Here is an 18685-nt window from a genome sequence, read left to right as displayed (position 1 = left end):
GGGGCGTCCGGATCAGGATGACATCCTGGCCCGCATGGCCGAACCGATCGACCCTTCGCTCGCCGATGCCGAACTGGCTGCCTTCGTCGAGGCTCTCCGGCAGGACCCCGGACCTCCGGCCCGTACCGTGGGCGCGGCGGAGTTGAGGCGCGCGCAGCGGCTCCGCGTCGATGCCCGGCCCCGGGGCCCCGAGGTCGCCCATGTCGAGGATCTGACGGTCGGTTCGGCTGCTGTGGGGGTCCGCCTCTACCGGCCTTCGGCGGCGATCGGGCCACTGGTGGTGTTCCTGCACGGGGGGATGTGGACGATCGGCGATCTGGAGTCGCACGATCGGGTGTGCCGAAGGCTGGCGCTCAGGACCGGCGCGGCGGTACTGAGTGTCGACTTCCGCCGGGCTCCGGAACATCCATGGCCGGCTGCCGTCGACGACTGTACGGACGTCATCCGGTGGGCGGTCGCCGGCGGGGATTCCCGCACCGGGATCGCAGGTCCGACGGTGGTCATGGGCGACAGTTCCGGAGGGAACCTGGCCGCGCTCGCCTGTCTGCGGCTGCGCGATGACGGCGGACCGCTGCCGGCCGCCCAGATCCTGGTGTGCCCCAACACCGATCTGACCCTCTCCTGTCCCAGCGTACGGTCGAAGGGCACGGGCTGGGGTCTGGCGGCCGACGACGTGGCGTGGGGTGTCGAGCAATGGGTCCCGGACCCGTCCCGGCTCGTCGACCCCGGGGTCAGCCCGGTGTACGCCGCCGATCTCGGCGGACTCCCGCCCACCGTCGTGATCACTGCGGAGCACGATCCGCTTCGGGACGAGGGTGACGCCTATGCCGCCCGGCTGTTGGCCGCGGAGGTTCCGCTCAGACACCGTTGCGAGGCTGGAATGATCCATGGATTCCTCACCCTCGACACCCTCTCCCCTGCCGCCGCGACGGCAGGGGAGAGGGTGTTCGCGGACGTCGCCGACCTGCTCGACCTGGTCCGCTGACGTTTCGTCGAGCAGCGGAGGTCCCGGCCCGCTCGGCCGGGACACCGCGCTCGGGACACGTGCCGGACCGGACCTCCCCCGAACGGATCCGCAGGTGCATGCCGACGGTCCGCACGGACACGCAGTCGGTGGCGGCGCTTCGCACGGACGGTCCGGGGAGGCGGGAACCATGTGGCCGGAACAGCTCGTCCCTGGTCATGGTTGCCGCTCGGAGCGGTGATGAACACCGTGAGTCGAACAGCAGGGAATTCCATGAAGCGTGCATCCGCGACAAGAGCGGGCCTGACAGCCGTTGTGGCGCTGGCGATCCTGACGGTCGGTGGCTGCCGGACGGAGGACACCGCTCTTCCTGCCGCTTCCCCGAGCGGACGTGCCTCCGGACCCGCGTCGCCGGCTCCTTCTGCCGCTTCCCCGAGCGGACGTGCCTCCGGCCCCGCGTCGCCGGCGCCCACCGCGGAACGCGGCGGCCCGCGCACCTTGGTGGACGCGCCCGCAGCGGGCGGTCTGGACAAGCTGACGGGCAGCGAAGCCCTGACGGACGTGCCTGTCGACCCGGGCGAGATGCGGGACGGCATGACGCTGGTCACCGGCAATTACGGGGACGCCGACGGGCAGAGCGCCCCGGTGCTGTTCGAGGGCGTCGATCATGTGCCCGAGGACACCAACAAGCGCCGTGAGCACCTGTTCCGTGGCATGCTCGAGTACATCCAGTGGGATCCGGAGCTGGGAAACCCGCAGGCCGAGCCGGTGGAGCCGGGACCGCTCGGCGGCTCGGTGGAGTGTCTGCTCGCCTCGCTCAGCGAGGACGGCAATGTCATCTGCGGCTGGGCCGACGAGGGCACGGCAGCTGTCGCACTCTTCGAGAACAGCACCCTCGCCGAGGCAGGGGAACTCTTCGTCGCGATGCGCGCGGACCTGGAGCACTGAACCTTCCGTCCGCCCTGTCACCCGCCGGCCGGGGGACAGGAACACGGCACCACTGTACGGGCCGGCCGGACGACCGGCCGACCCGTACGGGTCACGTCAGGGCAGGGCCCACTTCTGGTTGGGGCCGGTGTGGCAGGTCCACAGATGGACCGCCGTGCCGTCGTTCCAGGTGCCGCCCGAGGCATCCAGGCACTTGCCCGACTGCGGATTGCGGACCGTGCCGTCGGCGTGCGGCGCCCATGTCTGCGCCCCCGACCCGTTGCACGTCCACAGCTGCACCTTGGTGCCGTCCGCGCTGCCGCCGCCGGAGACGTCCAGGCACTTGCCCAAGGCGGTCAGCGTGCCTTCGGCGGAGACGGTCCACCGCTGAGCGCCGGTGCCGTTGCACGTCCAGACCTGGATCTTCGTACCGTCGGAGGTCTGGGAGTTGTCGACGTCGAGGCACTTGCCGTTGACGCCCTTCACCTCGCCCGTTCCCGCCCCGCCGCCGGGCAGCCGGTTGAGCGTGTACCACGCCTCGGTGCTCCACAGGGGTTCGCCGCCGGCCGAGCTGAACGGGCGGGGCGAGCGGACGTGGACCACCCGGTCCGCCTTGAGGCCGGCGATGGCGAGGGTGACGGTCCTGCCGTCCGCCGAGAGGGTGGCCGACTGGGCGGTGAGCGTCTCCTCGTCGGTCTTGGGGCCCCCGTAGTCGGCGGTCGGCACGTAGCGCCACTGCTTGATCCGGTAGCGCTCGGCCAGATCCGCCGCGGTCTGCGCGGACAGCGGCTGGGTGTACTCCAGGGCGAAGCCGCCCGGCACGGCGCGCATGGTGCGTATGTCGAACGCGTCAGTGCCGTTCGGCGTCAGTTTCTGCAGACCGTAGGAGAGTTTGCCCTCCTGGCCCCAGTTGCCGCCCGCGCCCAGTCCGCCGGCGTACAGCGCGCCGTCCGGGCCGATGCTGATCCGGTTGACGCCGGCCTCCAGTCCCTGGGTGAGCCGGAAGACGGCGCCCTGGTACTCACCGCCGATCTTCTCCAGGAAGCCGCGCTGGATGCCGCCGTAGGTCACGTCACCGAAGAGCATCTGGCCGGCGAAGGGACCCTCGGTCAACTGGAGGGGAGTGCTGGGGGAGTTGGCGATCTCGTTCTGGGGCAGCCAGAGCACCGGCCTGGTCGCCGGCTGGGCGTCGAAGGGCCCGGCGGGGTTGGTGCGGTGCTGGAAGAACCGGCCCTGCTTGATGTGCACCAGTTTCGACGAGGGCAGCCAGCCGCCCTGGTTGTCGGTGACGAAGATGCCGCCCTCGGGACCCCACCCGATGCCGTTCGGAGTGCGCAGTCCTCCGGCCACGTGGGAGACCTCACCGGTCTGCCTGTTCACCTTGACGGTGGTGCCGCGGCCGGCCGCCGGCTGCGGGTCCGTGGTCGCACCGCCGTAGTTGATGGCGACGGACAGGTTCAGGTAGAAGAAGCCGTCCTTGTACAGCAGGCCGAAGGCGAACTCGTGGAAGTTGCCGCCGAAGGGCCAGGCGGCGACCCTTCGGTACTGGTCGGTGACCTCGTCGCCGTTGCTGTCGACGAGTTCGGTCAGCTCGTGCTTCTGGGAGACGTAGAGCCTGCCGTCGACGTGCTTGATCCCCATGGGCTCCTTCAGGCCCGAGGCGACCTTCTTCACGGTGACGCGGCCGGGCGCGGTGCTGCCCGTGACGTTGCCCAGCAGGTAGACCTCGCCCAGGGTGTTGTTGCTGCCGCCCCAGGTGGCCACGGCCAGCCGGCCGTCCGGGAGCCAGTCCATCGCGGAGACCTGGGGCTCGAAACCGGCGGGCCGGAGGTCGGTGAGGGTGTAGCCGGGGTGCACGCCGGTCAGCGGCAGGCCGTCACCGGGGGAGTCGGTTCCGGACTCGCACTCCTTGCGGCCCGGGGCGGTGACCCGTACGACGCCGGCATCGGTGCTCAGCGCCGTCGTCGGGACGACGGCGAAGGCGGAGGCGCCGGGCGGTTTCCAGGCCAGCGTGACCTGCTGGCCGCCGTCCCGTTCGAAGTGCTCGATGCGCAGGGAGTGGTGGCCCGCCGACAGCTCGACCGCGCCGTCCTTGGGATCCGGGCCGTGCAGGCCGTCGTGGCTGATGACGACCCGGTCGTCGATCCAGAGCCGGGAGCCGTCGTCGCTGGTGAGGCGGAAGGTGTAGCTGCCCGCCTGCGGGGTGGCGAGGTTGCCGATGACATGGGTGACGAAGTTGCTCTCCAGACCGAAGTCCGCGGCCGTGGACCAGTCGATCACCGGCATGCGCTTGTCGGTGTTGGGGGTCTGGCCCGGCTTGAGTGTGCACAGGCCGCTCAGCGGTCCCTGGATGTCGAAGACGCGGAGCGTGACACCGGGGTCCTGCGGGGGGAGTTCGGCGGACGGCACCCGTGGGTCCGCCGGAGCGGGCGCCGCCCCCAGGCCGACGGCCAGTAACGCGGTGACGAGTGTCGCGGCCAGGCGTCTGCCCGCTCTGCGGGGATACAGCCGTGGATGCACGTGACCTCCTGACGGCCCCCGGGGAGAGGGGGGCTCGATCGGGCAAGTGGGGAATCCACCGCTGCCGGAGCGCGCCGTCGACCCGGTCACGGAGGCGCTGCGGGCGGGTTCCCGAGCGGGTCCGCACCGTCGCGACGGACACAGTAGGGACTTCTTCCGGCATCGTCCATGCTTTGTCCTGAAGGAGGAGGAAGTGGCGGGAAGTTGTTCGTGCCGGGTCCCGTGCCCCGTCGGAGACCACCGGTTTCGCCGCGCTGCGCCGAAGGTGTGACCGGGACACACCGGCCGGCAACGATCACAGTGCTCTCCTGCCCGGCCGCACCGCGCAGCGGCATCTTTCGGCCAACCGGCGTCGCAGCGCGACGAGAAGGACCTGAGGGGCCTCGTGACGCGGCCGGGAATCCGACGGCGGAAAGGACGGTCCCGGGCCGTCGCACGTCCGCGTGCGGGCGTGCGGGGCGTGCGGGACCGTCCTCGACCGGGAGGTGAACGCGCCCGCCGGAGTCGCCGAGGCCGCCGGGCCTGCGGTGCCGGCGCGGTGGAGCGCAGGCAGGCGTCGGCCTGTGGACCGCGGGCAGGACGGGTTCCCGCACCGGCACCGCGCGGCGGAGCGGGAACCCTCCCGGAGCGATCCACGCGGCGTGCGCGGGAAGCGGACGGGAATCCCGGGCCCTCAGGCCCGGGAGGACATCAGAGCTCCTTGATCCGGATGTCGCGGAACGACACCACGTCCGTCGTGCCGTGCACCTGGAGGCCGATGTGTCCGGAGGCGAAGCGGCGCCCGTCCGTGCCCGGGTCGTCCGAGCGGGGCGGGGTGAACTCCTGGCCGCCGGTGTTGTCGAACTCGTTGATCAGCACACCGTTGCGGTACACCGAGTAGTGCTGGTCGACCACCCGGACCTCGTAGTCGTTCCAGGTGCCCTTCTGGGTGACCCCCGCCCCGGCCAGACCCACCCGGTCGAAGCCGTACACCGACCCCGTCTTGTACATGTCGCCGTCGGGACGGTCGAGGACCTGCACCTCGTGCCCGTACTTGATGGCGACCCACTCGGGACGCGGCTCCTCGGGATGGCCGACGACCCCCGGGAACCGCACGAACACACCGGAGTTGGCGTTGCCCGTGCCCGGCGCGTCGTCACGCCACTGGAGCTTCAGCGAGAAGTCGCCGTACTTGCGCTCCGGGAACCACAGCATGCCCAGGCCGGCCTTCGACGTGCCCGAGGTGATGGACCCGTCCGCGTTGAGCCCGAACGAACCGCCGCCCACCTGCTGCCACTTGGCGAACGACGCCGGTGAGCCGTCGAGGATCGTCCGGTACCCCTCGGTCTGTCCCGGCCGGCCGATGCCCGACTGCCGGGCCGCCCTGTCGATCAGGTCGTACTCGCGCTGGACGATCACACCCTCGTCGAGCAGTGCGCCGAGGACCGCCCGCACATGCTTGAGGAACAGCGCGTGGGACGTCCACTCCCTCTCGTCCTCGATCAGCTCGTTGATGCGGCACCGGCTGTCGGTGACCCGGTTCGGCACGCCCGAGTCGACCGTGCCGACGACGACCGTCAGCCTCTCGTCGTACTCGGCGCAGGCGGGTGCCGGTACGCCGCCGCCCGGGGCGACCGTGAAGCTCACGGTCCGGGCCGCCGAGGTGTTGCCCGCCTTGTCGCGGGCCCGGTAGGCGAGCGTGTGCGCGCCCGCCCGGTCCACGACCACGGGGGCGGTGTAGGCCAGGTACGGGCCCGCGTCGAGCGAGTACTCGATCACGTCCACGCCCGAACCGCCGTGGGCGTCGGTGGCCGTCACCGTGACCGTGGCGCGGTCGATGTACGCGCCGGAGGAGTTCCTCGTCCCCTCGACGCCCACCCCGGTCACCGGCGGAGCCGTGTCCTCGGCGGGCGGCGCGACGACGGTGAACGTCACCGACTTCTCCGCCGCGGCGTTGCCCGCCTTGTCCGTGGCTCTGAACCGCACCTTGCGGGCACCCGTCTCATGGACCATGACCGGCGCCGTGTACGGCTGCCAGGCACCCGCGTCGCCGAGCGCGTACTCGATGGTGTTGACGCCGGAGCCGGTGTCGGAGGCCGTCACCGTGACGGTCGCCATCGACACGTACTCGCCCTGCGCGTTCTGCTCACCGCTCACGGCCGCCGACGTCTGCGGAGGTGTCGTGTCGTTCGTGGGCGGAGCCGCCACGGTGAACTCCGCCGTCTTCTCGGCCGCCATGTTCCCGGCCTTGTCGAGCGCGCGGTAGCGGACCTTGTGGGCACCGACCTGATCGACCACCACGGGCGTCGTGTACGGCTGCCAGGCGCCCGCGTCACCGAGCGCGTACTCGATCCGCTCCACACCGGAGCCCGCGTCCGCCGCGCTCAGCGTCACGGTCGCCGATCCGACGTACGCGCCGTCGCCGTTGCGTGTGCCCGCCACGTCCGCGGACGTCGTGGGGGCCGTGGTGTCGTCGCCGGTGCCCTCGGTGACCACGAGGATGCCCTGCATCTGGCCGTGGCCCGGGATGGTGCAGAAGTACCGGTAGCGGCCGGGGGCCAGTGTCACCTCGGCCGTGTGCCGGCCGCCCCGGTCGTCGTTCGGACCGGCCAGGATGTTGAGCGGGACGTCGTTGTTGTACTCGGGGTCGGACACGTCGAACGTCAGCGTGTGCGGCATGCCCAGGGTGTTGCCGGTCGCCGCGCTGTTCTCGAAGACGATCGTCGTCGGGCCCGCGACCGCCGTGGCGGGCGCCGAGGCGTACTTGGTGATGTCGTCGCCCGCGGTCCAGGTGAGCGTCTGCGCGGCCGCCGCGCCCGTCCGCCCGCCCTCGTTCCCCCCGGCGGCGGACCCGGAGGAGGACATGGCGGTGAGCCCCAGCGTCATCAGCAGCGACGCGAGCAGCGCCGTCCACAGACGGACCGTTCTCCGCCTTCGTACGCGCATCACTTCGCCCTCCTGACCAGTTGACCGGCGGCCGGGGTCGGCCCGCCGCCCTTGTACGTCACGCGCCACAGCGCCGACCTGGCGTCCGAGGTGAAGAAGCCGCGTCCGTAGTCGAGGACGTACAGCGTGCCGTCGGGCGCGAACTTCCAGTCCATGAGGTTCCTGATGCCGTCGTTGCCGACAGGGACGATCTTCTTCAGCGACTCGGCGTGCACCGGGACGCCGCCCTGGCCGGCCGTCCTCGGGTCGAGCAGGACCGCGTGCCGCGGCTGGTCGCCGTCGTAGAAGTCGCCGACGAACCACTTGCCGTCCCAGTACGCGGGCCACTTCACCTCGCTCGCGGAGGTCTCGTCGTAGCGGTACACAGGGCCGTTCATGGCCGCCTGGCCGCCGCCCTTGAGCCACGGCAGAAGGAATCTCTGCTCCTGGGTCCGGTACGACGGGACACCGCTCGCGTTGCGCGGGAAGTCCGGGCCGCCGCCCTGGGGCGAGTACCAGATGGTGTTGGACGTGACCGGCGGGAGGTTGACGAGGCCGTCGTTGTTCGGCGACTCGTTCTTCGGGCGGTCGCAGTCGTACCAGCCCAGCGGTTGCGACGGATCGGGCAGGTTGCGGTCCCGGTAGGGCTGCTTGTTGCCCATGCAGTACGGCCAGCCGTGGTTGCCCGCCTTCGTGATCGCGGCGAACGTGTCGTACTTCGCCGGGCCCCAGGTCGTCGAGGGCGCCGAGGCGTCCGGGCCCACCCAGCCCGCGTACAGGATGTCGGTCCGCCGGTCGACGGAGATGCGGGCCGGGTTCCTGACCCCCATCACATAGATCTCACCGCGTGTCCTGCCGCCGCCCTCGTCGCTCTCCCGGCCGGTGAAGAGGTTTCCCTCGGGCAGGGTGTACGTCCCGTCGGGCTCCGGGTGGATGCGCAGGATCTTGCCGTTGAGGTTGTTGGTGTTCCCGGCCGTGCGGCGCGCGTCCGCGAAGGAGACGCCCTTGTAGTTCGGCTGCGGGTTGTTGCCCGAGTAACCGCCGCTGAAGCCGCTGGAGTTGTTGTCACCGGTCGCGATGTACAGGTTGCCCCTGGAGTCCCACGCCATGCCGCCGCCCGCGTGGCAGCAGCTGTGGATCTGGACCGGCCATTTCAGCAGGACCTTCTCGCTCGCCAGGTCCAGCCTGTTCGTGGCGGGATCGAGGGTGAAGCGGGAGACGCGCCGCTCGGCCATGTGCGTGTCACGGTTGATTCCCGCGTGGGGGGTGTAGTGCAGGTACACCCAGCCGTTCTGCTGGAACCGCGGGTCGAGTTCGATGCCGAGCAGGCCCTCCTCGACCTTGATCAGCTCGTCGCCGCCGCCCTTGTTGCCGAAGACGGTGAGCGTTCCGGCCAGGGTGACCTTCCTGGTCACGGGATCGTAGACGTGGACCTCGCCCTTGCCCTTGCCGATGTCCGGGTTGTTCCAGTCGGTCACGACGGGCTGCGAGGAGTCCGCGCCGCCCCGGCCGATGTACAGGACCCGGCCGTCGGGCGCGGTGACCAGTCCGTGCGGCTCGCCGATCTGGTCGTTCTGGCCCGGCTGGTTGGGCCGGGTGAGCCGCTCCGCCTGGTAGTTGGCGTTGATCGTGGCCTTGCAGTCGGCCTGTACGAGCCGTGTCGTCCAGAGCAGGGCACCGCGCAGGTGCGCGCGGAAGTCCGTCTCGTCGTACGCGGAGGCCGTGCCGCCCATGGCGGTGTAGAAGGACCGGCCGCCGTCGTAGTCGCGGCACCAGGACACCGGGTGGTCCGCGCCGTGGGCGCCGGTGCCCGGCTGGTACGTCGACTCCCGCACCCGCGCCACCGTGTGCACGTCGCCCGAGGGGTTCTTGACCCAGTTCGGCCACTGGTCGGGGCGCTTCCACTGGAGCGGCAGGTCCTTCGTCGCCGGATGCCGCCGGTCACCGACCTCGACGGTCGCCCGTTGCACGGCGGCCGGGCTCGACGCGGCCGGCCGGGCGCCGATCAGGCCGGTGAACCAGTCCGAGTAGGGTTCGGCCCGGGCGGCGTCGTGGAGGCCGAGGAAGCCGCCGCCCGCCTCCATGTACGCCTCCAGGCCGGCTTCCTGCTCGGGTTCGAGGACGTCACCGCCGCCCGTCAGGAAGACGACGCTGTGGTAACGGCCGAGCCGGGTCCCGTCGGTGAAGACCGAGGCGTCGGCCGTGGCCTCGACCTCGAACCGCTGATCGGCCGGTCCGGACAGCCCGATCCGCTCGACGGCCTCGATGCCGGCGTCGACGACGGGCGACTCCTCGCCGCTCGCCGCGGAGCCGTGGAAGATCAGCACACGTACCTCGGCGCCGCCGGGCGGCGACTTGACAGACATCGTTGTCAGCGCCGGGTCGGGCGCCGGCTGAGCGTTCGCGGACGGGCTCGACAGCACCCCCGCGACGACGGCTCCCGCGGCCAGAGCGGCCGCCCATCCGCCGGGTCTCGGACTGCGACGCGCTCTGCTCAACCCTCGTACGGACAAGGGTTGTTGATGCGGTGTGTGCCGCATGTGGTCACCCATCCCTCTTCGGTCACAGCAACAGCGCCAAGGAAGTTAGACCTTTTCGCGCAACTCGCCAATACCTATGACTGCAATGGTGCGAACTTTGTCCTGGGTGTGGATAAACACGAGCCATGCCACTACCGTCTTGCGGGTTCGTCTCTGTCACTCGACTCCGTCAATTCCCTTCCAGGTTGGGAGAGTTCGGCATGGGCACCACGGACGACGCGGACCGGCGCGGGCTCAGCCGGCGGATGCTGATGGGCGGCGCGGCGGTCGCCACGGTCGCGACATCGTTGTCACCGGTGGCCGCGCAGGAAGCCGTACAGGCCGTCGCCGATCCCGTGCGCACCGCCTCCGCGGGCGGCTCGGTGAGACACCTGAAGCTGTACGTCGAGAAGCTCGCCGACGGCCGGATGGGCTACGGGCTGCAGAAGGGCGAGGCGTCGGTCCCGGGGCCGCTGATCGAACTCGTCGAGGGCGACACGCTGCACATCGAGGTCGAGAACACGGCGGACGTGGCGGCGAGTCTGCACGTCCACGGTCTCGACTACGAGATCTCCAGCGACGGGACCAGGCAGAGCCGCTCCGAGGTGGAGCCCGGCGGCACCCGCACCTACACCTGGCGCACGCACGCCCCGGGCCGCCGCGCGGACGGCACCTGGCGGGCGGGCAGCGCGGGCTACTGGCACTACCACGACCATGTCGTCGGCACGGAGCACGGGACGGGCGGCATCCGCAAGGGCCTCTACGGCCCGGTGATCGTGCGCCGCAAGGGTGACGTCCTGCCGGACACGACGTACACGATCGTCTTCAACGACCTGACGATCAACAACAGGCCCGGTCACGAGAGCCCCGACTTCGAGGCCACGGTGGGCGACCGGGTCGAGTTCGTGATGATCACGCACGGCGAGTACTACCACACCTTCCATCTGCACGGTCACCGCTGGGCGGACAACCGCACCGGCCTGCTGACCGGCCCCGACGACCCCAGCCAGGTCATCGACAACAAGATCGTCGGACCTGCCGACTCGTTCGGCTTCCAGGTGATCGCGGGGGAGGGGGTCGGGGCCGGCGCGTGGATGTACCACTGCCATGTCCAGAGCCACTCCGACATGGGAATGGCAGGACTGTTCCTGGTGCGGAAGGCCGACGGCACGATCCCGGGGTACGAACCGCACGGGACGCACGGCGCGGCAAAACCGAAGGGCGGCGAGGCGGCGAACGAGCCGGGGGCCGGGCCCGGCGGAGGGCACCGGCACCACTGACCTCGGCCGGCCACGGCGATGCCGGGGCGCCGAGGGCCGGCCGGTGGGCGCCCGCTGTGAAGCCGTCGAGGGTGCCGGGCCGGCCCCGGACCGGACGATCGGCGCCTCGACGAGGGGGCGGGTGCCGTCGCCCGGCGTCATGAGCCGCGTCCGCCCGTGCCGCGGCGCTCGCCCCTGCCCGGGGAGCGGCACGCAAGCGGTGACACAGCCGGGCACGGGCAACCGGGCCGCACCACGGTCGGCCCGGCCACCGGCAGCCCTCCCGGGCGGCACCCGCACCCGGGACACGGCCCTGCGGCCGCTGCCGCACCGCGCGGGGCCGGGCCGTGTGATGATCACGGGCGGGGCCACGCGACGGCCCCGGCGGCCGGGCGCACCGGCGTGGGCAGGGAAGAGCGGGGCGGGACGGCGTGGGTGTGTGGGACGTCAGGAGCCCGGAGGACCGGGACCAGTGGCCGTTCGTCCCGCTGGTGAGTGCGGGGCCGCTCGAGCCGGCAGGCGACTGCGGACACCCTCGTCTGCCGACCGCCCGCCGGCGCACGGCCTCGGACCTGCCTCCTGCGGGCCCGACCGCTCGGCCCGGACCGGCCGGACGAGCCGTACCAGGGGTGAGTCCGCCGGGACGGGGAACGCGCTCGGCATGAACGAACTCCTGCCCCTGGCCGCGTCCGGATCCCCGTCGCTGTTCCTGATCGTCGTCGGCGTCGTGCTCGTCGTGCTGATCCTCGGCGCGTTCTGGTGGGGATCGCGCCGTGCCGCCCGACGCAAGTCGCCCGGCCCCGCCGGGCCGATCGCCCAGCCCCCGGCGGCCGCGGGCCGCGGGGACTCCTGGGACACCCCGGACGACGGCACCGGCCGCCGACGCCCCTGACCACCCCGGATCCCTGCCGTGAGGCGCCGGTCGGACCTCCCGGCGATGCCGCCCGATCCTCACTGTCGGACCCGGATGGGAGAGTCGGGCGACAGCTCGCACCCCGAAGGCCGAGGAGACCGTGATGAACGTATCGCTGCGCGAGGTGCAGGACGGTGACCTGGTCACCTTCTACGCCCACTCGAACGATCCGCACGGGGTCAGGATGGCGGCGTTCACCGCCGACGACCCGTCGGACCGTGCTCGTTTCGACGCCCACTGGGCGCGGATACGCCAGGATCCGGCGGTCGTCGTACGCACTGTCGTGGGGGAGCACGGCGAGACGGTCGGGCACGTGGCCCTGTTCGGCCCGCCCGGAGATCGCGAGGTCACCTACTGGATCGGACGGGAGCACTGGGGCCGTGGAGCGGCCACCGCCGCGCTGCGGCAGCTACTCGGAGCCGTCCCGGAGCGTCCGCTCCGTGCCCGTGCGGCCGCGGACAACGGCGGCTCGATCCGGGTGCTGGAGAAATGCGGGTTCGTGGTGACAGGCCATGAGCGCGGATTCGCGAACGCACGGGGTGAGGAGATCGACGAGGTCGTCCTCACCCTGGCCGGCTGACCTGCTCCCAGGCCGCCGACGCGCGGGCGGAAGGCCACCGCTCGCCGTCGGCCGACAGCCGGTGCACTCCGCCGTACGAGCGGCCGCCCTCCTCGCCCGGCGCCCGGATCGAGGCGCTTGCCTCGGACCCCGGTTCCCGCTCGGCGGCGATCCGGTCGTGCTCACGCGAACCGGTCGTGCTCACGCGAACCGGTCGTGCTCACGCGAACAACACAGCCGGTCGTGCATGACCGGTCCTCCCCGGATCCGGCCCGCGGGTCCGCTGCCTGCGCCCGTTCGTCGCGCCGAGTCTGCCGGTGACGACGGGATGACGCCGCAGTGACGCCGCTTTCGTATCTTCGGACCAGGCGTGGGACGGAGAGTTCCCATGAGCGGCACACCCGGACGGCGGTGGTTCCGGCCGCGGTACTTCATCGGGCACGCCTCCGACGACGGGATCCTCGGCGGCGCCGACGACGGCGTGCGGAGGGCGGCCGTAGGGCCGGACCCGTCGTCTGTCGAGATCGGGCCCGGCCCGAAGCCGGTGGCGGACCGGTGGGCACCTGACGCGGGAGGGCACGCCGGGGCGGTGTGCGCACTCGAGCACGCTCACGCTCCGGCCGCGCAGGTCACGACCCCGCTGCCGGCTCCGCCTGCGAGCTGATGTCCCGGATCGCCGCCGATCCACGGGCGGAAAGGATTCGATCATGGCTGATCCATGGATGCCCCAAGCCCTCAAGGCGGACGTCGGTGACCACGCCTCGTGCGACTCCGAGTTCCCGGCAAAGGCGATAGCGCACATCACGGCGGACAGGAAGGCCACCGCCGAAGCTCCTCTGGATCTGCTTCCGTTCGCCAATCTCCAGGGCTTCTTCACCGGCAGCGGCAGCGGCAAGGCGCCGCACATCCTCTGGGATCCTTTCACCGGAGCGTTCGCCCAGTTCTTCCCCGCCACGTCCCGCAGCAAAGCCGTGTTCGACGCGACCGGCGGTACGCGTACCAACCGGGCCGGCAAGGTCGTCATCCAGGTCGAGTCCCTGTTCTTCCCGCACTGCCGTGTGAACGGCAAGGTGTTCGCGAGGCTGGTCGACACCCCCTGCAAGGGCTGGGACGATCTTCACGCATGGATCAGTTCGTGGGACGTACCGGACGTCTGGCCCATGGGCCGCCCGACCTCCCTGTCCCGTAACACGTGTCCGGCCGACAAGTGGAGGACGCAAGGAGGGTGGTACGCCCACGCGCATGTCCCGGAGAACGACCACGTCGACCCCGGTTCCTGGCCGGAGTTCGTGTCCCAGCCGACCGGGCCGTCCCCTGCCGGGCCCCGGTTCGAGCCGTTCCCCGGTGCGTCGTTCTTCCAGAAGGGACGCAAGTCGCCCGTCATCGGGGCGATGCACGGCCGGCTCGTCGCCGAGGACTGCGACCGCTACACGTCCGGCACCGCCGTCGACGTGTGGGGAACGGGCGATGTGAGGTCGTACGCCGCCTGGCAGCAGAAGCTGGGCCTCGCGGGAGACGCCGCCGACGGCGTCCCCGGCCGGTTCAGCTGGGACAGGCTCGAGGTCCCCGACGTCTGAGGATCTCCGAGCGACGTGGCCGGAGTTCCGGGGTGCTGCCGGCCCGACCGTCGGCGGACTCGTTCGCCGGCATGACCGTGATCCGGTTTCTCACCGAAGGGAAAAGGACATGCCTGCCCTGGCGCCATTCCCAGGATCGACCTTCTTCCACAAGGGACAACACAGCCAGCTGATCGCCTCGATGGGCAAACGCCTGGTGGCGGAGGGGTGCGGAAAGTACCGGTCGGGTCCCGGACCCGAATGGACCGAAGCGGACCAGGACTCGTACGCAGCCTGGCAGCGCAAGATCGGTTTCAAGGGGACCGACGCCAACGGCACGCCGGGCAAGACCTCCTGGGACCGGCTCCGCGTCCCGGCTCCGTCGTCCGTTCCCGGTGGTGGCCGCGTCGCGTCTCCCGTACCGCACCATGGCATCACGACCGCCCACCGGGTGAAGGGACCCCACTGGAGTCTGGGCTATCACACCGGCGCGGACTACGCGGCACCGAAGGGCACCTCCTGCGTCGCGGTGCTCAGCGGTTCCATAGTCCGCAGCGGATTCGACGACAGTTTCGGGAACTTCCTCGTGCTGCGTGCCCGCAATTTCGACTACTGGTACTGCCATCTCTCCGAACAGACCGTCAAAGGAGGTTCGGTCACCTCCGGCCAGAAGATCGGGAAAGTCGGCTCGACCGGGAACTCCACCGGTCCCCATCTCCACTTCGAGAAGCGCCCGGCCCGTGGCGGTTTCGGGTCCGACGTGACCCCCACCTGGTAGCCGTCGAAGGAGCCCCCGGCTGTCGGAGAAGCCCCCGGCTCCGACGGCCGCCGAGGTGACCGGCGTCAGATGCTGCCCGGTGCCCGGTGCCCGGTGCCCGGTGCCCGGTGCCCGGTGCCCGGTGCCCGGTGCCCGGTGCCCGGTGCCCGGTGCCCGGTCCTCAGGCGTCGCCCGTCCGCCCCTGCCTCGCGGACCTTCACGAGTGAGCGGTGAGAGGCGAGCGCCGCCCTGAAGGCTGACGCCGTGAAAGTGACACGAAGTCACCGCTGTGAAACAGAGAGTTGAGTAGGATCCGGAGTGGTGTCAGCGGAGAGAACGGGGGACCGCATGTCCGACCTACTCGCGGCCGCGGCTGTGATCGCACCGTTCGTCAGCAGTGCCGCGGCCTCGCTGGCCGGCGCCCTGGTCGATTCCGCACGGACCAGGCTGGCGGACAGTGCCGTCGAGCGGGGGCGGCAGCTTCTGGACAAGGCGCTGCACCGGGGCGACGACGACCCGCCGCCCACCGGGGAGGACAGCGAGGCGGTCCGGGCGATCGAGGCACTCTCCCCGGCCGACCGGGAAGTCCTGGAGAGCGCGATCGGCCGATGGCTGAGCGACGGCGGTGAGCTGAGTGCTCGCTCCCTGGAGCACCGGATCGTCGCAGCACGCTCCGCAGGCGACCGGTTCCACGTGTCGTCGCACGGGGACGGCTCACCGGCCATCGGCAGACTGGACAGCGCGAACTTCTACTTCAACGCCCGCCCGGACACGGGCGGCGACGGCAGTTGAGCGCCGAGCCGCCGAGACGGCACAGCGCCAGGACCCACGGGGACAACTCGCCGGCGATCGGCTTCGTCGGCAAGCTCTTCCTCAGCGTCCTCGTCGGTGACGTCGTCGAGTTCGCCGACAAGGCGAAGCGCTGGGGCGGCTGGAACTGGCCGCCGTTCCTGCTGGTCGTCCCGCTCGGCAGCTACGCCCTGATCAGTGCCCCCGACGGTCCGCTGCGCCAGTTCGTCTGGGTGTACCTCGCCATCGCCGGCTCGGTCGGCCTGGCCCTCGCGCGACTGGTCCACCCCGGGAGCGAGAACCGAGCCCGACACTGGCGCGTGCTCATGTCGGCCGCGTCCGTGATGTTCGCGGTCGCCGGGACCGTCGGCATGGACCATCTCGCCGATCACGGAGAGATAGACGTCACCGGCCGTAGCCGCCTCACGACCGGCGCGGTCACGAACGGCTCCGAGCTGCGTCTCGTCGTCGACGGCCCCACCGACCGTGCACGGCTGCGGCTGACGCTCACGATCCGCGACGCGGCACGGTCCTCGCAGTTCTGCGCACCGGAGACCCGCTACTCCGCCCAGCTGCACAACCAGGCGAGCACCCGGGTCGAGGACGTGGGAAGTGGCCGGACGATCGACTTCCCGCTGGGCGGACTCGAGGGGCTGATCGATGTGCGGATCACTCTGCTGACCGACGAGGGGTGCCAGATGAACGTGTTCGTCGCGGACGCCGTACTTCACGACTGAGAGGACCTCGTGCCCGCAATTCTCCCGAACCGGCGCTCTTCCGCCCGGCTGCCCGGCCGGATCCTCGGGACAGCTGTCGCCGTCGCCCTGTCGGTGAACCTCACCTCCTGCTCCTCCGAGGAGGACGAACCGGAGTTCCTCGGGGTGAAGCGCGTCACCGTCGCCATGCACAACGACCTGCCAGGAGTGTCCTACTCCCGGAACTACGACCGCTCCGGGCTGGACTTCCTGGTCTTCCAGCACGTCGAGGAGGAACTCGACGTCCCGTTCAGTGATCCCGTGGACGTCTCGTCCGGCGACAGGGTCACCCAACTCCTGGAACACAAAGCCGACATGACGATCGCCTCGTTCTCCATAACGGCAGAGCGGATGGACCTGATCGACTTCGTGGGGCCCTATCTCAAGACTCGGCAGGGCTTTCTCGTCGGCCCGCAGAGCACCGGCGTGCAACGGCTCTCCGACCTGCGCGGTACGAGGATCTGCACATGGCAGGGCACCACCTCGCGGGAGGCACTGGACGGCATCAAGAACGCCGTCGACGCGGACCCGGTCGTCCTCACGGACGCCTCCGACTGCCTCGACCAACTTCTGGACGGCCAGGTACAGGCGATCTCGACCGACCAGGCGATCCTCTACGGCTTCGCCCGGCAGTACGAGAAAGACGGCCTGCGGGTCGTGCCGGACATGACGATCGGGGCACCGCAGTACTACGGGATAGGCATGTCGAAGGGGCACCGTCAGGACTGCCGAAAGCTGGAGAACTGGCTCAAGAAGCACGTCGGCACCAGCACCTGGATCAGGGACGTGGAGACGTCCCTGCCCGCTCTCACCGATGCGGACCCGGCCTGGATCAGCAGCCACAAGCCGAGCGCCACCGAGATCGAGGCACGCTCGTGCCGCGACAGCATCAGCCCCTGAGCGGCGCCCCCGAACACGGCCTGTGAGGAGGACGAGCCGGCTCACGCTCTCCGGCCCGGTCGACCGCGTCCGGGCCACCCCACGCTGTCAGGGCCCCGGAACGGCGTGCCGCCCTGCCGAGCCGCGCGGCGCCGGCCGGATCCGGCCCGCCCCCGAGCGGCCGGGGACCGTAGGCGAACGGGCGTGGGCCGGTTTGCGTTGGAGTGCGCTCCAGGCCGTAGCGTCGAAGACACCGCGGGGTTCCGTCGTCCTGGCGTGCACCGCGCGACACGGGGACGGTCGAACCTGTCGCCACAAGGACGAGGGCTTCGTGCCGCTCGTCCGCAGAACGGGCACGAGCGAAGGGACACGGCATGCAGAAGCGCAGTCTGGGAGACCTCCAGGTATCCGCCATCGGCCTCGGGTGCATGGGCATCTCCGCCTTCTACGGATCCACCGACCGCGAGGAGGGGATCGCGACCGTCCGGCGGGCCCTCGACCTCGGCGTGAACTTCCTCGACACCGCACAGCTGTACGGCCCGCTCACCAACGAGTCCCTCGTCGGCGAGGCGATCCGGGGGCGCCGTGAGGAGTACGTGATCGCCACGAAGTTCAACTACCGGATGGACGACGCGGTACCCGGCGACATGAGCACGGTGGGACGGCAGGACGGCTCGGCGGAACACGTCCGCAGCTCGGTCCACGGCTCTCTGCAGCGTCTGGGCACCGACCATATCGACCTGTACTACCAGCACCGGGTCGACCCGAACGTGCCCGTGGAGGAGACGGTCGGTGCGCTGGGGGAGCTGGTGTCCGAGGGCAAGGTGCGGTACATCGGGCTGAGCGAGGCGAGCGCGGAGACCATCCGCCGCGCCCACGCCGTGCACCCGATCACCGCGGTGCAGAGCGAGTACTCACTGTGGTCGAGGGACGTGGAGGCCAAGGTGCTGCCCGCCTGCCACGAACTCGGCATCGGGTTCGTGCCGTACTCGCCGCTCGGCCGCGGATTCCTCGCCGGGCGGTTCACCTCGCCGGACGAGCTGGACGCGAAGGACTGGCGCCGCCAGAACCCGCGCTTCCAGGAAGCCAACCTGGAGGCGAACCAGCGGCTGGCGGCGAAGGTGAAGGAGATCGCCTCCGAGAAGGACGTGACGCCGGCCCAGCTGGCCATCGCCTGGGTGCTGGCCAGGGGGGAGAACCTGGTCCCGATCCCGGGCACCAAGCGCCGCACGTACCTGGAGCAGAACGCCGCCGCGGTCGACATCGAGCTGACCGCGGACGACATGGCCCGCATCGACTCGGAGCTGCCCGCGGCAGCGGGTGAGCGGTACGACGAAGCGGGGATGAGGTCCGTCGACCGCTAGACGGTCGCGTCGAGACCACG

The 18685-nt window shown here is 70.8% G+C and carries 15 protein-coding genes and 1 pseudogene; 12 read left to right on the top strand and 4 right to left on the bottom strand.

Going from position 1 to position 18685, the window contains the following annotated elements; translation table 11 throughout:
- The first annotated feature begins 34 nt into the window (after nucleotides 1-34).
- Both ACIQGV_RS19465 and ACIQGV_RS19460 read left to right on the top strand, forming a co-directional pair.
- Nucleotides 35-985 (top strand): alpha/beta hydrolase, encoded by a 951-nt coding sequence (locus ACIQGV_RS19465; RefSeq protein WP_402496265.1) that lies wholly within the window; start codon nucleotides 35-37, stop codon nucleotides 983-985.
- Nucleotides 986-1465: 480 nt separating this feature from the next.
- Entirely contained in the window at nucleotides 1466-1912 is a 447-nt protein-coding gene (locus ACIQGV_RS19460) for a hypothetical protein (protein WP_402496264.1), read from the top strand.
- Between the two features lie 96 nt (nucleotides 1913-2008).
- Here the strand turns inward: ACIQGV_RS19460 and ACIQGV_RS19455 are convergent, their stop codons facing one another.
- The 3 genes from ACIQGV_RS19455 to ACIQGV_RS19445 all read right to left on the bottom strand — a co-directional run bounded on the left by ACIQGV_RS19455 (nucleotide 2009) and on the right by ACIQGV_RS19445 (nucleotide 9855).
- Nucleotides 2009-4411, bottom strand: coding sequence for a ricin-type beta-trefoil lectin domain protein (locus ACIQGV_RS19455; RefSeq protein ID WP_402496263.1), 2403 nt, complete (start codon nucleotides 4409-4411; stop codon nucleotides 2009-2011).
- Nucleotides 4412-5101: 690 nt separating this feature from the next.
- Complete coding sequence (locus ACIQGV_RS19450; RefSeq protein ID WP_402496262.1) at nucleotides 5102-7336, bottom strand: OmpL47-type beta-barrel domain-containing protein; 2235 nt, start codon at nucleotides 7334-7336, stop codon at nucleotides 5102-5104.
- On the bottom strand, nucleotides 7336-9855 hold the full coding sequence (locus ACIQGV_RS19445; RefSeq protein ID WP_402496261.1) for a ThuA domain-containing protein: 2520 nt from the start codon (nucleotides 9853-9855) through the stop codon (nucleotides 7336-7338). The genes ACIQGV_RS19450 and ACIQGV_RS19445 overlap by 1 nt, the downstream gene beginning before the upstream one ends.
- A gap of 200 nt (nucleotides 9856-10055) precedes the next feature.
- Here ACIQGV_RS19445 and ACIQGV_RS19440 point away from each other — a divergent pair, with 200 nt between their 5' ends.
- The 3 genes from ACIQGV_RS19440 to ACIQGV_RS19430 all read left to right on the top strand — a co-directional run bounded on the left by ACIQGV_RS19440 (nucleotide 10056) and on the right by ACIQGV_RS19430 (nucleotide 12586).
- Entirely contained in the window at nucleotides 10056-11114 is a 1059-nt protein-coding gene (locus tag ACIQGV_RS19440) for a multicopper oxidase domain-containing protein (protein WP_402496260.1), read from the top strand.
- A gap of 640 nt (nucleotides 11115-11754) precedes the next feature.
- On the top strand, nucleotides 11755-11985 hold the full coding sequence (locus ACIQGV_RS19435) for a DUF6479 family protein (protein WP_402496259.1): 231 nt from the start codon (nucleotides 11755-11757) through the stop codon (nucleotides 11983-11985).
- Between the two features lie 124 nt (nucleotides 11986-12109).
- Nucleotides 12110-12586 carry a GNAT family N-acetyltransferase gene (locus ACIQGV_RS19430; protein WP_402496258.1) on the top strand — a complete coding sequence of 159 codons (477 nt, stop codon included), beginning with the start codon at nucleotides 12110-12112 and terminating at the stop codon, nucleotides 12584-12586.
- Here the strand turns inward: ACIQGV_RS19430 and ACIQGV_RS19425 are convergent.
- Nucleotides 12570-12770, bottom strand: coding sequence for a hypothetical protein (locus ACIQGV_RS19425; RefSeq protein ID WP_402496257.1), 201 nt, complete (start codon nucleotides 12768-12770; stop codon nucleotides 12570-12572). The two genes, ACIQGV_RS19430 and ACIQGV_RS19425, sit on opposite strands and share 17 nt — an antisense overlap.
- A 502-nt stretch (nucleotides 12771-13272) precedes the next feature.
- Here ACIQGV_RS19425 and ACIQGV_RS19420 point away from each other — a divergent pair.
- From ACIQGV_RS19420 to ACIQGV_RS19390, 7 genes and pseudogenes are all read left to right on the top strand, one after another.
- Nucleotides 13273-14142, top strand: coding sequence for a peptidoglycan-binding protein (locus ACIQGV_RS19420; RefSeq protein WP_402496256.1), 870 nt, complete (start codon nucleotides 13273-13275; stop codon nucleotides 14140-14142).
- Between the two features lie 118 nt (nucleotides 14143-14260).
- Nucleotides 14261-14497 (top strand): annotated as a pseudogene (locus ACIQGV_RS19415) (peptidoglycan-binding protein); the annotation flags it as partial.
- A gap of 75 nt (nucleotides 14498-14572) precedes the next feature.
- Nucleotides 14573-14899 carry a M23 family metallopeptidase gene (locus tag ACIQGV_RS19410; protein ID WP_402496391.1) on the top strand — a complete coding sequence of 109 codons (327 nt, stop codon included), beginning with the start codon at nucleotides 14573-14575 and terminating at the stop codon, nucleotides 14897-14899.
- A gap of 327 nt (nucleotides 14900-15226) precedes the next feature.
- Nucleotides 15227-15670, top strand: coding sequence for a hypothetical protein (locus ACIQGV_RS19405; RefSeq protein ID WP_402496255.1), 444 nt, complete (start codon nucleotides 15227-15229; stop codon nucleotides 15668-15670).
- On the top strand, nucleotides 15667-16404 hold the full coding sequence (locus ACIQGV_RS19400; RefSeq protein ID WP_402496254.1) for a hypothetical protein: 738 nt from the start codon (nucleotides 15667-15669) through the stop codon (nucleotides 16402-16404). Before ACIQGV_RS19405 ends, ACIQGV_RS19400 begins: the two co-directional genes overlap by 4 nt.
- Before the next feature lie 9 nt (nucleotides 16405-16413).
- Complete coding sequence (locus ACIQGV_RS19395) at nucleotides 16414-17322, top strand: transporter substrate-binding domain-containing protein (protein WP_402496253.1); 909 nt, start codon at nucleotides 16414-16416, stop codon at nucleotides 17320-17322.
- Between the two features lie 353 nt (nucleotides 17323-17675).
- A complete protein-coding gene (locus ACIQGV_RS19390) occupies nucleotides 17676-18665 on the top strand; it encodes an aldo/keto reductase (protein WP_402496252.1) in 990 nt (329 codons plus the stop codon).
- Nucleotides 18666-18685 lie beyond the last annotated feature (20 nt).

It is taken from the genome of Streptomyces sp. NPDC093094 (assembly GCF_044754345.1).
GTDB lineage: Bacteria > Actinomycetota > Actinomycetes > Streptomycetales > Streptomycetaceae > Streptomyces.
This window is presented reverse-complemented; position numbering and strand designations above follow the sequence as displayed.